Origin of the sequence: uncultured Phyllobacterium sp. (assembly GCF_902479695.1) — a bacterium.
GTDB lineage: Bacteria > Pseudomonadota > Alphaproteobacteria > Rhizobiales > Rhizobiaceae > Phyllobacterium > Phyllobacterium calauticae.
This window is the reverse complement of sequence record NZ_CABSQF010000002.1, coordinates 114,700-127,921: the sequence shown is the minus strand read 5'-3', so window position 1 is coordinate 127,921 and position 13,222 is coordinate 114,700. Positions and strand designations below refer to the sequence as shown.

Here is a 13,222-nt window from a genome sequence, read left to right as displayed (position 1 = left end):
AACGGTTGCGCGTGACAGTTGAGTTAAGCCTGAGCAGGCGAACATATAACGGAGAGCTCAGATGGCTAAGAGCAAGTTTGAACGTAACAAGCCGCACGTCAACATCGGCACGATTGGTCACGTTGACCATGGCAAGACATCGTTGACGGCAGCGATTACGAAGTATTTCGGTGAATACAAGGCGTACGACCAGATCGACGCGGCACCGGAAGAAAAGGCGCGCGGCATCACCATTTCGACGGCGCACGTCGAGTACGAGACGGCAGCGCGCCACTACGCGCACGTCGATTGCCCCGGCCACGCCGACTATGTGAAGAACATGATCACCGGTGCGGCGCAGATGGACGGCGCGATCCTGGTTGTATCGGCTGCCGACGGCCCGATGCCGCAGACGCGCGAGCACATCCTGCTGGCCCGTCAGGTTGGCGTTCCGGCGATCGTGGTTTTCCTGAACAAGGTCGACCAGGTTGACGATGCCGAGCTTCTGGAACTGGTTGAACTGGAAGTGCGCGAGCTTCTGTCGAAGTACGACTTCCCGGGCGACGATGTGCCGATCGTCAAGGGTTCGGCGCTGGCCGCACTGGAAGATTCCAACAAGGAAATCGGCGAAGACGCAGTGCGCGCGCTGATGGCGGAAGTCGACAAGTACATCCCGACACCGGAGCGTCCGGTTGACCAGCCGTTCCTGATGCCGATCGAAGACGTTTTCTCGATCTCGGGTCGTGGTACGGTTGTGACGGGCCGCGTTGAACGCGGTATCGTCAAGGTTGGTGAAGAAGTTGAAATCATCGGCATCAAGCCGACGACGAAGACGACGGTGACCGGCGTTGAAATGTTCCGCAAGCTGCTCGACCAGGGCCAGGCCGGCGACAACATCGGCGCGCTGATCCGCGGCGTTGGCCGTGAAGACGTCGAACGCGGCCAGATCCTTGCCAAGCCAGGTTCGGTCAAGCCGCACACGAAGTTCAAGGCAGAAGCCTATATCCTGACGAAGGACGAGGGTGGCCGTCATACGCCATTCTTCTCCAACTACCGTCCGCAGTTCTACTTCCGCACGACCGACGTGACGGGCGTGGTGACGCTGCCGGAAGGCACGGAAATGGTCATGCCCGGCGACAACATCTCGGTTGATGTGACGCTGATCGTGCCGATCGCAATGGAAGAGAAGCTGCGCTTCGCTATCCGTGAAGGTGGCCGCACCGTCGGTGCAGGCATCGTCGCTTCGATCATTGAATAATATTAAGGTTTTATGCAGAGGCGCCTGCTATAGGCGTCTCCGCTAAACAAGGAAAAGATGAAATGAACGGTCAAAACATCCGCATTCGCCTCAAGGCGTTTGATCATCGGATCCTTGACGATTCGACGCGGGAAATCGTGTCGACTGCCAAGCGTACCGGTGCCAATGTGCGCGGACCGATCCCGCTTCCTACACGGATCGAGAAGTTCACAGTAAACCGCTCGCCGCACATCGACAAGAAGAGCCGCGAACAGTTCGAGATGCGCACTCATAAGCGTCTTCTCGATATCGTAGACCCAACCCCGCAGACAGTAGACGCGCTGATGAAGCTCGATCTTTCCGCTGGTGTTGATGTCGAGATCAAGCTGTAAGGCTTGAGGACGGAAGGACGAACCGATGCGTTCAGGTGTAATTGCACAGAAGCTGGGCATGACTCGCGTCTACAATGACGCAGGCGAGCATGTACCTGTGACAGTTCTTCGTATGGAGAATTGCCATGTCGTGGCTCAGCGTACAGTCGAGAAGAATGGCTACACAGCTGTTCAGCTCGGTGTTGGACTGGCCAAAGTAAAGAATACAACGCAGGCATTGCGCGGTCATTTCGCGAAGGCCTCCGTTGAGCCAAAGGCGAAAGTGGCCGAGTTCCGCGTTTCTGCCGACAACCTTTTGGATGTCGGTGTTGAGATCACGGCCGAGCATTTCGTTGCTGGTCAGAAGGTTGATGTGACGGGTACGTCGATCGGTAAAGGTTTTGCCGGTTCGATGAAGCGCCACAACTTCGGTGGTCACCGCGCCACACACGGTAACTCGGTAACACACCGCGCTCACGGTTCGACCGGTCAGCGTCAGGACCCGGGTAAAGTGTTCAAGGGCAAGAAGATGGCCGGTCACATGGGTCAGACCCGCGTGACGACCCAGAACATCGAAGTCGTTTCGACGGATCTGGATCGTGGTCTTATTCTCGTTCGTGGTGCTGTTCCTGGCTCCAAGGGTGCATGGATCCTGGTACGCGATGCCGTCAAGGTAGCGCTGCCGGCAACGGCCCCCAAGCCAGCTGGTGTTCGCCAGGCCGCAAACGCCGCAGCAGCTGTGTCTGATGCAGAAGTAGCTCAGACGACTGAGGGAGCCGTATAATGGATCTCACAATTACAACACTTGAAGGCAAAGACGCCGGCAAGGTGAAGCTCTCGGAAGAGATTTTCGGCCTTGAGCCACGCGACGACATCCTTCAGCGCATGGTCCGTTACCAGCTCGCCCGCAAGCAGCAGGGAACACACAAGGCAAAGGGTCGTTCGGAAATCGCACGCACCGGCGCCAAGATGTACAAGCAGAAGGGTACGGGCCGCGCCCGTCACCATTCGGCACGTGCTCCGCAGTTCCGCGGCGGTGGTAAGGCGCATGGTCCGGTTGTTCACAGCCACGAACATGACCTGCCGAAGAAGGTACGCGCTCTTGCGCTCCGTCATGCCCTGTCTGCCAAGGTAAAGGCTTCCGAGCTCATCATCATCGATGAGCTGGCCGCTACCGATGCCAAGACAAAGGTACTTGTTTCGCAGTTCGCCAAGCTGGGCTTCGAAAATGCGCTTCTCATCGGCGGTGCCGAGATTGATGCGAATTTCCGTCGCGCTGCTTCGAACATCCCGAACATCGATGTTCTGCCAATTCAGGGCATCAATGTTTATGACATCCTGCGTCGCGGCAAGCTCGTGCTTTCCAAGGCTGCAGTTGAAGCTCTCGAGGAGCGTTTCAAATGACCGATCTTCGCCATTACGACGTGATCGTCAGCCCGGTTATCACCGAAAAGTCGACCCTGGTTTCCGAACATAACCAGGTCGTCTTCAACGTGGCCCGCAAGGCAACGAAGCCGGAAATCAAGGCCGCAGTCGAAGCGCTGTTTCGCGTGAAGGTAACTGCAGTCAATACAGCTGTGCGCAAAGGCAAGGTGAAGCGGTTCCGCGGCATCGTCGGGCGCCAGAGTGATGTCAAGAAAGCTATCGTGACGCTTGCCGAAGGGCAGTCGATCGATGTTTCGACTGGTCTCTGAGGGGCCGTGGAGTAAAGACAATGGCACTCAAACATTATAATCCAACCACACCAAGCCAGCGTCAGCTGGTCATCGTGGACCGCTCGGAGCTCTACAAGGGCAAGCCTGTCAAGGCGCTGACCGAAGGTCTTCATTCAAAGGGTGGTCGTAACAACTCCGGTCGCGTCACTGCACGCTACCAGGGTGGTGGTCACAAGCGCACATACCGCTTTGTAGATTTCAAGCGCCGCAAGCATGACGTGGCTGCCAAGGTTGAACGCCTTGAATACGATCCGAACCGGACCGCATTCATTGCTCTCATCCGCTACGAAGACGGTGAGCTGAGCTACATCCTGGCTCCGCAGCGTCTGGCTGTCGGCGACAGCGTTATCGCTGGCGCACAGACGGACGTGAAGCCAGGCAATGCGATGCCATTGTCGTCGATCCCGGTCGGCACCATCATCCACAATGTGGAGATGAAGCCAGGCAAGGGCGGTCAGATCGCCCGTTCCGCCGGTACCTATGCGCAGCTCGTCGGCCGCGACCAGGGCATGGCAATCCTTCGCCTGAATTCGGGTGAACAGCGCCTCGTCCACGGTTCGTGCTTCGCCACGGTCGGTGCAGTATCCAATCCTGACCATGGCAATATCAGCCTTGGTAAGGCCGGCCGCAGTCGTTGGCTTGGCAAGCGCCCGCACGTTCGCGGTGTTGCCATGAACCCGGTTGATCACCCGCACGGTGGTGGTGAAGGTCGTACGTCAGGTGGTCGTCATCCTGTTTCTCCGTGGGGCAAACCCACGAAGGGCAAGAAGACGCGCTCCAACAAGTCGACGGACAAGTTCATCGCTCGTTCGCGTCATCAGCGCAAGAAGTAAGAGAGGTAGTCTGAAATGGCTCGTTCAGTTTGGAAAGGCCCGTTCATCGATGGCTATCTTCTCAAGAAGGCTGAGAAGGTACGTGAGGGCGGTCGCAGTGAAGTTATCAAGATCTGGAGCCGTCGCTCCACGATCCTGCCACAGTTCGTCGGTCTGACCTTCGGTGTGTATAATGGTAACAAGCATGTGCCGGTTTCGGTCAACGAAGAGATGATCGGACACAAGTTCGGTGAATTCGCTCCGACGCGTACCTATTACGGTCACGGCGCGGACAAGAAAGCGAAGAGGAAATAAAGATGGGCAAGGCTAAGGCTCCGCGCCAGCTTAAGGACAACGAGGCGAAAGCCGTTGCCCGTACGCTCCGCATCAGCCCTCAGAAGCTAAATCTGGTGGCTGCTCTGATCCGTGGCAAGAAGGTTAACGCCGCTCTTGCCGATCTGGAATTTTCGCGCAAGCGGATTGCAGGAACGGTGAAAAAGACTCTCGAATCAGCTATCGCCAACGCTGAAAACAACCATGACCTGGATGTTGACACACTGGTTGTTGCTGAAGCCTACGTAGGCAAGTCAATCGTGATGAAGCGTTTCCACGTTCGTGGCCGCGGTCGTGCAAGCCGGATCGAGAAGCCATTCTCGCATCTGACGATCGTTGTCCGCGAAGCAGAGGAAAAAGGGGAGGCCGCATAATGGGCCAGAAGATTAATCCGATTGGTTTCCGCCTTGGCATCAATCGGACCTGGGACTCGCGTTGGTACGCGAACACGGGTGAATACGGCAAGCTGCTGCATGAAGACCTGAAGATCCGCAAGTATCTGATGGACGAGCTGAAGCAGGCTGCCATTTCCAAGGTGGTGATCGAGCGTCCGCACAAGAAGTGCCGCGTGACGATCCACGCTGCACGTCCGGGTCTGATCATCGGCAAGAAGGGCGCCGATATCGAGAAGTTGCGCCGCAAGCTGTCAGAAATGACGAATGCAGACACAACGCTCAATATCGTTGAAGTCCGCAAGCCGGAAACAGATGCAGTCCTGGTTGCGCAGTCTATCGCTCAGCAGCTGGAACGCCGTGTTGCATTCCGCCGTGCCATGAAGCGTGCCGTTCAGTCGGCCATGCGTCTTGGTGCAGAAGGCATTCGTATCAATTGCTCGGGTCGTCTCGGCGGCGCGGAAATTGCGCGTATGGAATGGTACCGTGAAGGCCGTGTGCCTTTGCATACACTTCGTGCCGATATCGACTACGGAACTGCTGAAGCACACACCGCCTACGGCATCTGCGGCGTCAAGGTCTGGGTATTCAAGGGCGAGATCCTTGAGCATGACCCAATGGCCTCCGAACGTCGCGCTGTTGAAGGTGATGGTCATCAGGGTCAGAACCGTCGCCGCGAAAACGCTTAAAATAGCGTCTTTCCGGAAAGAGAATTTTGGAGTAGAGAACAATGCTGCAGCCTAAGCGCACAAAGTTCCGCAAGCAGTTCAAGGGCCGTATCCACGGCGCGTCGAAAGGCGGCACGGATCTTAATTTTGGTGCTTTCGGCCTGAAGGCCCTCGAGCCGAACCGCGTTACCGCGCGTGAGATCGAAGCCGCTCGCCGTGCAATTACCCGTCACATGAAACGTGCCGGCCGTGTGTGGATCCGGATTTTCCCGGATGTGCCCGTAACATCGAAGCCTACCGAAGTCCGCATGGGTAAAGGTAAGGGTTCCGTGGACTACTGGGCATCTCGTGTAGCACCAGGCCGCGTCATGTTTGAACTCGACGGCGTTCCGGAAGATGTGGCTCGTGAGGCTCTTCGCCTTGGTGCTGCCAAGCTTTCGGTCAAGACGCGCTTTATTCAGCGCATCGCAGAATAAGGGGTGGATGCTATGAAATCCGCAGAAGTCCGGGCCTTGAGCCTCGATCAGTTGAATGAAGAGTTGGCTACGCTAAAGAAAGAGCAGTTCAACCTGCGCTTCCAGAAGGCGACTGGCCAGTTGGAAAAAACCGCACGTGTCCGGCAGATCCGCCGTGATATCGCGCGCATCAAGACAGTCGCCCGCCAGAAAGCGGTCGAGAGCAAGGCTTAAGGAAGAAAACCATGCCTAAACGCATTCTGCAGGGCGTTGTCGTCAGCGACAAAAACGACAAGACCGTCGTGGTCAAGGTCGAGCGGCGCTATTCGCACCCGCTCCTCCAGAAGACTGTGCGCCAGTCCAAGAAGTACAAGGCGCACGACGAGAATAACCAGTTCAAAGTCGGCGATGCCGTTTCCATCCAGGAATCGAAGCCGATTTCGAAAGACAAGCGTTGGGTTGTCGTTACAGACGCCCCAGCAAGTTAATATTAATTATCTGTATGTAAGTACGCAACAATCGCGAGGGGCAAGGAAAGCCCAGTCCGGTTGAACAAGAAGAAGGCGGCTAGTCATGATTCAGATGCAAACAAACCTCGACGTCGCGGATAATTCCGGCGCACGTCGTGTCATGTGCATCAAGGTGCTGGGCGGCTCGAAGCGGAAATATGCTTCGGTCGGCGACATTATTGTCGTTTCGATCAAGGAAGCAATTCCGCGCGGCCGTGTTAAAAAAGGTGACGTGATGAAGGCGGTGGTTGTTCGTACCGCCAAGGATATCCGTCGCGCGGATGGGAGCGTTATTCGTTTCGACAAGAACGCCGCCGTCCTGATCGACAACAAGAAAGAGCCTATCGGCACGCGTATCTTCGGACCGGTTCCGCGCGAACTCCGCGCAAAGAGCCATATGAAGATCATCTCGCTGGCTCCAGAAGTACTCTAAAGGAGCAGACGATGCAGAAGATCCGTAAAGGCGACCGCGTTGTCGTTCTTGCTGGTAAGGACAAGGGCCGTACCGGCGAAGTAATCAAAGTTTTGCCGAAGGACGAGCAGGCGCTCGTTCGCGGCGTTAATGTTGTCAAGCGTCACCAGAAGCAGACACAGACCCAGGAAGCCGGCATCATTTCGAAAGAAGCGCCGCTCCATCTGTCGAACCTCGCGATCGCCGACCCCAAGGATGGCAAGCCGACCCGCGTTGGCTTCAAGGTTCTTGAAGACGGCAAGAAGGTACGTGTAGCAAAGCGCTCAGGAGACCTGATCGATGGCTAATACCAGTGCAAAGATCGAACCACGCTTGAAGAAGCAGTACCTGGAAGTGGTACGTAAAGACCTTCTCGAGCAGTTCAAATATGACAACGAGATGCAGATTCCCCGCATCACCAAAGTTGTTCTCAACATGGGCGTTGGTGAAGCTACGGCTGATTCCAAGAAGCCAACTGTCGCAGCTGAAGATCTGGCATTGATTGCTGGTCAGAAGCCGGTTATTACCCGGGCGCGTAATTCGATCGCTACCTTCAAGGTACGTGAGAATATGCCGATCGGCACGAAGGTTACCCTTCGTAAAGAGCGCATGTATGAATTCCTGGATCGCCTGATCACGATCGCGCTGCCGCGCGTTCGAGATTTCCGCGGTCTGAACCCGAAGAGCTTTGACGGTCGTGGCAACTTCGCCATGGGCATCAAGGAACACATCGTGTTCCCGGAGATCAACTACGATAAGGTTGATCAGATCTGGGGCATGGACATCATCGTTTGCACGACTGCAAAGACGGATGATGAAGCCCGCGCTCTCCTGCGCGCCTTCAACTTCCCCTTCCGGCAGTAACGGCAAGCGTAGCGAGGTATTTGAAATGGCAAAGACTAGCGCAGTCGAAAAGAACAAGCGCCGTGGTTTGCTCGTCAAGCAGTATGCTGCAAAGCGTGCCCGTTTGAAGGCAATCGTGATGAACCAGTCGCTTCCGCTGGATGAGCGCTTCCGCGCGACAATCCAGCTGGCAGAACTGCCACGGAATTCGACCAAGGTTCGCATTCGCAATCGTTGCGAAGTATCCGGTCGTCCACGCGGTTATTACCGCAAACTGAAAATGTCGCGTATCGCATTGCGCCAGCTGGGTTCGCTCGGCCAGGTGCCCGGCGTCGTGAAGTCGAGCTGGTAAGGGAGAAGACGGATGTCTATGACAGATCCTCTCGGCGATATGCTGACACGTATCCGCAACGCCATCATGCGCAAAAAGGGCAAGGTTTCCACACCTGCCTCCAAGCTGCGCGCACGCGTTCTGGATGTTCTGCAGTCTGAAGGTTATATCCGCGGATACAGCCAGGTAGATTTTGAAAACGGCAAGTCCGAGATCGAAATCGAACTGAAGTATTTTGAGAACGTACCTGTAATCCGTGAGATTACCCGTATTTCGAAGCCTGGCCGTCGCGTTTACGTTTCGGTCAAGTCGATTCCGCAGGTTGCTAACGGTCTTGGTATTTCGATCCTGTCGACGCCGAAGGGCGTGATGGCAGACCACGAGGCACGTGAACAGAATGTCGGCGGCGAATTGCTCTGCCGTATATTCTAACCGCTGGCTTGAAAAGGTTTGAAAAATGTCTCGTATCGGTAAAAAACCAGTGGCAGTCCCGCCAGGCGTAACAGCCAGCGTTGACGGCCAGACCATTAAGGCCAAGGGCCCCAAAGGTGAACTGAGCTTTGTCGCCAACGACGAAGTTCTGGTCAAGTTCGAAGATAATGCCGTTCGCGTTGATCCGCGTGACAGCAGCAAGACCGCCCGGTCGAAGTGGGGCATGAGCCGCACGATGATCGTCAACATCTTCGCAGGTGTTAAGGACGGTTTTGAAAAGCGCCTTGAGATCAACGGCGTTGGTTATCGTGCGGCCATGCAGGGCAAGAACCTGCAGCTGTCGCTCGGTTTCAGCCACGAAGTGATCTATGACGTACCAGCTGGCATCACAGTCGCTGTACCGAAGCCGACGGAAATCGTCGTCACGGGCATCGACAAGCAGCAGGTCGGCCAGGTCGCCGCTGAGATCCGCGAATATCGTGGTCCAGAACCCTACAAGGGCAAGGGCGTTAAATATGCGGGCGAGAAGATCGTTCGCAAAGAAGGTAAGAAGAAGTAAGGAATTCGTGTCATGGCATCGCCGAAAGAAATTATTCAGCGTCGCGCTGCGCGTGTTCGCCGCCAGCTCAAGGCGGTTGCCGGTGACCGTCCGCGGCTCAGCGTCCACCGTTCTTCAAAGAATATCTATGCGCAGATCATCGATGATGCGCGTGGACATACAATTGCATCCGCATCGACACTTGATCTTGACCTGAAGGGTCAGCTCAAGACCGGTGCAGACCAGGGTGCAGCAGCACTCGTCGGCAAGCTCGTTGCAGAGCGTGCTGTCAAGGCTGGCATCAAGGAAGTTGTCTTCGATCGTGGCGCCTACATTTACCACGGCCGTGTAAAGGCACTTGCTGAAGCTGCTCGCGAAGCTGGTCTCAGCTTCTAAGGCAAGACATCCGAAATCCGGAACTGCAGGAGCTTGTCTCCTGCAAGCCGGATTTCGTTACTATCATTCGTGCTACCGGAAAAGAAAAAGGAATTAGGAGCATGGCACAGGAAAAACGGAACCGCGAGGATCGCGGCCGCAACGAAGAGCGCGATAGCGAATTCGTTGACAAGCTTGTTCACATCAACCGCGTCGCCAAGGTCGTCAAGGGCGGCCGGCGTTTTGGTTTCGCAGCTCTCGTCGTCGTTGGCGACCAGAAGGGTCGCGTTGGTTTCGGTCATGGCAAGGCGCGCGAAGTGCCGGAAGCCATCCGCAAGGCAACCGAATCCGCCAAGCGCGAAATGATTTTCGTACCGCTGCGTTCGGGCCGTACCCTTCACCACGATGTTGAAGGCCGTCATGGCGCCGGCAAGGTTCTGCTTCGTGCAGCCACAGCTGGTACAGGTATCATCGCCGGCGGTCCAATGCGCGCTGTCTTCGAGACTCTGGGCGTACAGGACGTTGTTGCCAAGTCGCTCGGCTCGTCGAACCCATACAACATGGTTCGTGCGACATTCGATGCCTTGAAGCACCAGATGCACCCCAAGGACATCGCTGCCCAGCGCGGTATCAAGTACTCCACACTGCAGGCTCGTCGCCGCGACGTGGTCGGTTCGGAAGAATAGGCCAGAAGCTGGCGCAGCAGGGCAGGGATCTCGGTCCCGCTAGCTGTAGACTAAAGGATATAAGTCATGGTTGAGAAGAAGAAGGGTAAGACGGTTACGGTCGAACAGATCGGCAGCCCTATCCGCCGTCCGGCAGAACAGCGCGCAACGCTGATCGGCCTGGGCCTCAATAAGATGCATCGTCGCCGGGTTCTGGAAGATACGCCTTCCGTCCGTGGCATGATTGCGAAAGTTCAGCATCTCGTCCGCGTTGTGGACGAGGCTTAAGAACTCCGGAGATTGATCAAATGAAACTCAATGATCTGAGTGAAAACCCAGGCGCCACCAAAGCGCGCAAGCGCGTTGGCCGCGGTATCGGCTCCGGCTCCGGCAAGACTGCCGGTCGCGGTGTGAAGGGCCAGAAGTCGCGTTCCGGCGTTGCCATCAACGGCTTCGAAGGCGGCCAGATGCCGGTTTACCGTCGCTTGCCAAAGCGCGGCTTTACCAACATCTTCATGAAGAACTTCAATGAAGTATCCGTTGGCCGTATCCAGACAGCCATCGATGCCAAGAAGCTCGATGCCAAGGTTGCGATTACGATTGAGACCCTGAAGGCTGCCGGTGTTATCCGCCGCGCCAAGGACGGCGTTCGCCTGCTTTCCGGTGGTGATATCACAACTGCGGTAACGATCGAAGTTGCTGGTGCCTCCAAGGCCGCGATCGAAAAGATCGAAAAGGCCGGCGGTTCGGTCAAGCTTCCTGCTGTTGCAGCGGCTGCAGAATAATTCTATTGAATGAGCGGCGGCCCTCCGGGTCGCCGCTTGTATCTTGTCTTCCCCGATCATATTTACCAAAACAATCCGCATCATTCTTTTGGTAAATATGATGGGTAAATCCTAGTGTTGATGCATTCCCTGCACGTTTTGGGAAAGCACGGCGCAGTAACGGCACATATCTGGGTAGGACCGTCAGTGCCTGACGGGCGCAGACCGGAGACTACTTATGGCATCAGCCGCTGAACAGCTCGCCTCCAATCTTAATTTCTCTGCTTTTTCCAAAGCTGAAGAGCTTAAAAAGCGCATCTGGTTTACACTTGGGGCATTGCTGGTTTACCGGCTTGGCACCTATATCCCGCTTCCGGGTATCAATCTCGGCGCCTATGCCCAGGCCTTCAACCATCAGGCACAGGGCATCCTCGGCATGTTCAACATGTTCGCCGGCGGTGCCGTGGCCCGTATGGCGATTTTTGCCCTGGGCATCATGCCCTACATCTCCGCATCGATCATTGTTCAGCTGATGACCTCGGTCATCCCGGCTCTGGAACAGCTGAAGAAAGACGGAGAGCAGGGCCGCAAGGTCATCAATCAGTATACGCGCTATGGCACGGTGCTTCTGGCAACGGTGCAGGCCTATGCGATTGCGGTCGGCCTGCAGGGAAGTCAGGGTATCGTGACCAATCCCGGACCGTTCTTCCTGTTTTCCACCGTTATCACGCTCGTCGGCGGAACCATGTTCCTGATGTGGCTGGGCGAACAGATCACGGCGCGCGGTATCGGCAACGGTATTTCGCTGATCATCTTCTCCGGTATCGTCGCCAACCTGCCGCAGGCCATTTCCGGCACGCTGGAACTCGGCCGTACCGGCGCCCTGTCGACTCCGGTTATTCTGGCGATCATCATCCTGACCATCGCCGTCATCGGTATCATTGTCTTCGTCGAACGCGCACAGCGCCGCCTGCTGATCCAGTATCCGAAGCGCCAGGTCGGCAACCGCATGTTCCAGGGCGATACGTCGCACCTGCCGCTGAAGCTCAATACAGCGGGTGTTATTCCTCCGATCTTCGCATCCTCGCTGCTGCTGTTGCCTGCGACCATTGCCGGCTTTGCCAAGAGTGAGGGTCTTCCCGGCTGGGCGACGACGATTCTTTCCTCGCTTGGCCATGGCCAGCCGCTCTATATGGCGTCCTATGCCGCGATGATCGTGTTCTTTGCCTTCTTCTACACGGCGCTCGTCTTCAACCCGAAGGACACCGCCGATCAGCTGAAGAAGCATTCCGGCTTTATTCCCGGCATTCGCCCCGGCGAACGCACAGCCGAATATATCGACTACGTTCTGACCCGCATTACAGTTCTTGGCGCAGCCTATCTCGTGTTGATCTGCATGCTGCCGGAGTTCCTGATTTCCTGGGCTGGCGTTCCTTTCTATCTCGGCGGTACATCGCTGCTGATTGTCGTGAGCGTTACGCTCGATACGGTTGCACAGATCCAGGGTCACCTGATCGCGCATCAATATGAGGGGCTTATCAAGAAGTCTAAGCTCCGTGGAGGGAAGCGGAACAGATGAGATTAATACTTCTCGGACCACCGGGGGCAGGTAAGGGAACTCAGTCTCAGCGCTTGGTAGAAAAACTAGGGATACCGCAGCTCTCCACCGGGGACATGTTGCGGGACGCAGTCAAAGCCGGAACCGATGTCGGTTTGCGCGCCAAGGCTGTGATGGATGCCGGCAAGCTGGTATCCGACGAAATTGTCAATGCGATCGTTTCAGAGCGCATTGATCAGCCCGATGCAGCCAATGGCTTCATTCTCGATGGTTACCCGCGGACACTTGTCCAGGCGGATGCGGTCGAGGACATGCTGTCGGACAAGGGATTTGAGCTGGATTGCGTCATCGAGCTCGAGGTCGACGACAATGTGCTCGTCGAGCGGATCTCGGGTCGATATACCTGTGCCAAGTGCGGCACCGGTTATCACGACACCAACAAGCAGCCCAAGGTACCGGGTGTGTGCGACAAATGCGGTTCGACGGAATTCAAGCGGCGTCCCGATGACAATGCTGAAACGGTCCGTACGCGGCTCGAGGCTTACTACAAGCAGACTTCGCCCCTGATCGGCTACTACTACGCCAAGGGCAAGTTGAAGAAGGTCGATGGCATGGCGGACTTCGAAGAAGTCACCAAATCGATCGAAAAGATTTTGGCGGAACTTTAGTTTCCGACAAAAATGTACGGGAGGAGTTGACTTTTCGGAGCGATTCCTTCAAAGACGGCGGAAATTCGCTTGGATATGAAGCGATCGGCGCCGATCCGGTAAAGCAGGTTCGGGGCTGATCGTTTG

The 13,222-nt window shown here is 56.2% G+C and carries 24 protein-coding genes; all 24 read left to right on the top strand.

Annotation, left to right across the window (positions count from 1 at the left end):
• Positions 1-61 precede the first annotated feature (61 nt).
• A complete protein-coding gene (gene tuf / locus RDL77_RS01910; protein ID WP_223613248.1) occupies positions 62-1,237 on the top strand; it encodes an elongation factor Tu in 1,176 nt (391 codons plus the stop codon).
• A 62-nt stretch (positions 1,238-1,299) separates the two neighbouring features.
• Complete coding sequence (gene rpsJ, locus RDL77_RS01905; RefSeq protein ID WP_008124902.1) at positions 1,300-1,608, top strand: 30S ribosomal protein S10; 309 nt, start codon at positions 1,300-1,302, stop codon at positions 1,606-1,608.
• 25 nt (positions 1,609-1,633) lie between these two features.
• On the top strand, positions 1,634-2,371 hold the full coding sequence (rplC, locus tag RDL77_RS01900) for a 50S ribosomal protein L3 (RefSeq protein ID WP_105732685.1): 738 nt from the start codon (positions 1,634-1,636) through the stop codon (positions 2,369-2,371).
• The gene (gene rplD / locus RDL77_RS01895) at positions 2,371-2,991 is read left to right on the top strand and encodes a 50S ribosomal protein L4 (RefSeq protein WP_223613264.1); all 621 of its coding nucleotides are present in this window, start codon (positions 2,371-2,373) and stop codon (positions 2,989-2,991) included. Before rplC ends, rplD begins: the two co-directional genes overlap by 1 nt.
• Positions 2,988-3,281 (top strand): 50S ribosomal protein L23, encoded by a 294-nt coding sequence (locus RDL77_RS01890; RefSeq protein ID WP_223613265.1) that lies wholly within the window; start codon positions 2,988-2,990, stop codon positions 3,279-3,281. The genes rplD and RDL77_RS01890 overlap by 4 nt, the downstream gene beginning before the upstream one ends.
• Before the next feature lie 20 nt (positions 3,282-3,301).
• Entirely contained in the window at positions 3,302-4,135 is an 834-nt protein-coding gene (rplB, locus tag RDL77_RS01885; protein WP_112526650.1) for a 50S ribosomal protein L2, read from the top strand.
• Between the two features lie 15 nt (positions 4,136-4,150).
• Entirely contained in the window at positions 4,151-4,429 is a 279-nt protein-coding gene (gene rpsS, locus RDL77_RS01880) for a 30S ribosomal protein S19 (protein ID WP_008124912.1), read from the top strand.
• 2 nt (positions 4,430-4,431) lie between these two features.
• On the top strand, positions 4,432-4,821 hold the full coding sequence (gene rplV, locus RDL77_RS01875) for a 50S ribosomal protein L22 (protein ID WP_106716807.1): 390 nt from the start codon (positions 4,432-4,434) through the stop codon (positions 4,819-4,821).
• Positions 4,821-5,528 (top strand): 30S ribosomal protein S3, encoded by a 708-nt coding sequence (gene rpsC, locus RDL77_RS01870; RefSeq protein WP_223613266.1) that lies wholly within the window; start codon positions 4,821-4,823, stop codon positions 5,526-5,528. Before rplV ends, rpsC begins: the two co-directional genes overlap by 1 nt.
• A 41-nt stretch (positions 5,529-5,569) precedes the next feature.
• Entirely contained in the window at positions 5,570-5,983 is a 414-nt protein-coding gene (gene rplP / locus RDL77_RS01865; protein WP_091877000.1) for a 50S ribosomal protein L16, read from the top strand.
• 12 nt (positions 5,984-5,995) lie between these two features.
• A complete protein-coding gene (gene rpmC / locus RDL77_RS01860; RefSeq protein WP_105732690.1) occupies positions 5,996-6,196 on the top strand; it encodes a 50S ribosomal protein L29 in 201 nt (66 codons plus the stop codon).
• An 11-nt stretch (positions 6,197-6,207) separates the two neighbouring features.
• On the top strand, positions 6,208-6,450 hold the full coding sequence (rpsQ, locus tag RDL77_RS01855; RefSeq protein WP_099999158.1) for a 30S ribosomal protein S17: 243 nt from the start codon (positions 6,208-6,210) through the stop codon (positions 6,448-6,450).
• Positions 6,451-6,535: 85 nt separating this feature from the next.
• On the top strand, positions 6,536-6,904 hold the full coding sequence (gene rplN / locus RDL77_RS01850; RefSeq protein WP_008124924.1) for a 50S ribosomal protein L14: 369 nt from the start codon (positions 6,536-6,538) through the stop codon (positions 6,902-6,904).
• A gap of 11 nt (positions 6,905-6,915) precedes the next feature.
• A complete protein-coding gene (gene rplX, locus RDL77_RS01845; RefSeq protein WP_105732691.1) occupies positions 6,916-7,230 on the top strand; it encodes a 50S ribosomal protein L24 in 315 nt (104 codons plus the stop codon).
• Positions 7,223-7,786, top strand: a complete 564-nt coding sequence (rplE, locus tag RDL77_RS01840; RefSeq protein WP_223613267.1) for a 50S ribosomal protein L5 — start codon at positions 7,223-7,225, stop codon at positions 7,784-7,786. The genes rplX and rplE overlap by 8 nt, the downstream gene beginning before the upstream one ends.
• Positions 7,787-7,811: 25 nt before the next feature.
• Positions 7,812-8,117 (top strand): 30S ribosomal protein S14, encoded by a 306-nt coding sequence (gene rpsN, locus RDL77_RS01835; RefSeq protein WP_223613268.1) that lies wholly within the window; start codon positions 7,812-7,814, stop codon positions 8,115-8,117.
• A 12-nt stretch (positions 8,118-8,129) separates the two neighbouring features.
• Positions 8,130-8,528, top strand: a complete 399-nt coding sequence (gene rpsH / locus RDL77_RS01830; protein WP_091876988.1) for a 30S ribosomal protein S8 — start codon at positions 8,130-8,132, stop codon at positions 8,526-8,528.
• A 25-nt stretch (positions 8,529-8,553) separates the two neighbouring features.
• Entirely contained in the window at positions 8,554-9,087 is a 534-nt protein-coding gene (gene rplF, locus RDL77_RS01825) for a 50S ribosomal protein L6 (protein WP_223613269.1), read from the top strand.
• Positions 9,088-9,099: 12 nt separating this feature from the next.
• Entirely contained in the window at positions 9,100-9,462 is a 363-nt protein-coding gene (gene rplR / locus RDL77_RS01820; protein ID WP_105732695.1) for a 50S ribosomal protein L18, read from the top strand.
• Between the two features lie 101 nt (positions 9,463-9,563).
• On the top strand, positions 9,564-10,127 hold the full coding sequence (gene rpsE / locus RDL77_RS01815) for a 30S ribosomal protein S5 (RefSeq protein ID WP_105732696.1): 564 nt from the start codon (positions 9,564-9,566) through the stop codon (positions 10,125-10,127).
• A 66-nt stretch (positions 10,128-10,193) separates the two neighbouring features.
• On the top strand, positions 10,194-10,394 hold the full coding sequence (gene rpmD / locus RDL77_RS01810) for a 50S ribosomal protein L30 (protein ID WP_105732697.1): 201 nt from the start codon (positions 10,194-10,196) through the stop codon (positions 10,392-10,394).
• 20 nt (positions 10,395-10,414) lie between these two features.
• Positions 10,415-10,891: a 50S ribosomal protein L15 gene (rplO, locus tag RDL77_RS01805; RefSeq protein ID WP_105732698.1), complete on the top strand. Its 477-nt coding sequence runs from the start codon at positions 10,415-10,417 to the stop codon at positions 10,889-10,891.
• A gap of 217 nt (positions 10,892-11,108) precedes the next feature.
• Positions 11,109-12,449 carry a preprotein translocase subunit SecY gene (secY, locus tag RDL77_RS01800; protein ID WP_223613270.1) on the top strand — a complete coding sequence of 447 codons (1,341 nt, stop codon included), beginning with the start codon at positions 11,109-11,111 and terminating at the stop codon, positions 12,447-12,449.
• Positions 12,446-13,096, top strand: a complete 651-nt coding sequence (locus tag RDL77_RS01795; protein WP_223613271.1) for an adenylate kinase — start codon at positions 12,446-12,448, stop codon at positions 13,094-13,096. Before secY ends, RDL77_RS01795 begins: the two co-directional genes overlap by 4 nt.
• Positions 13,097-13,222 lie beyond the last annotated feature (126 nt).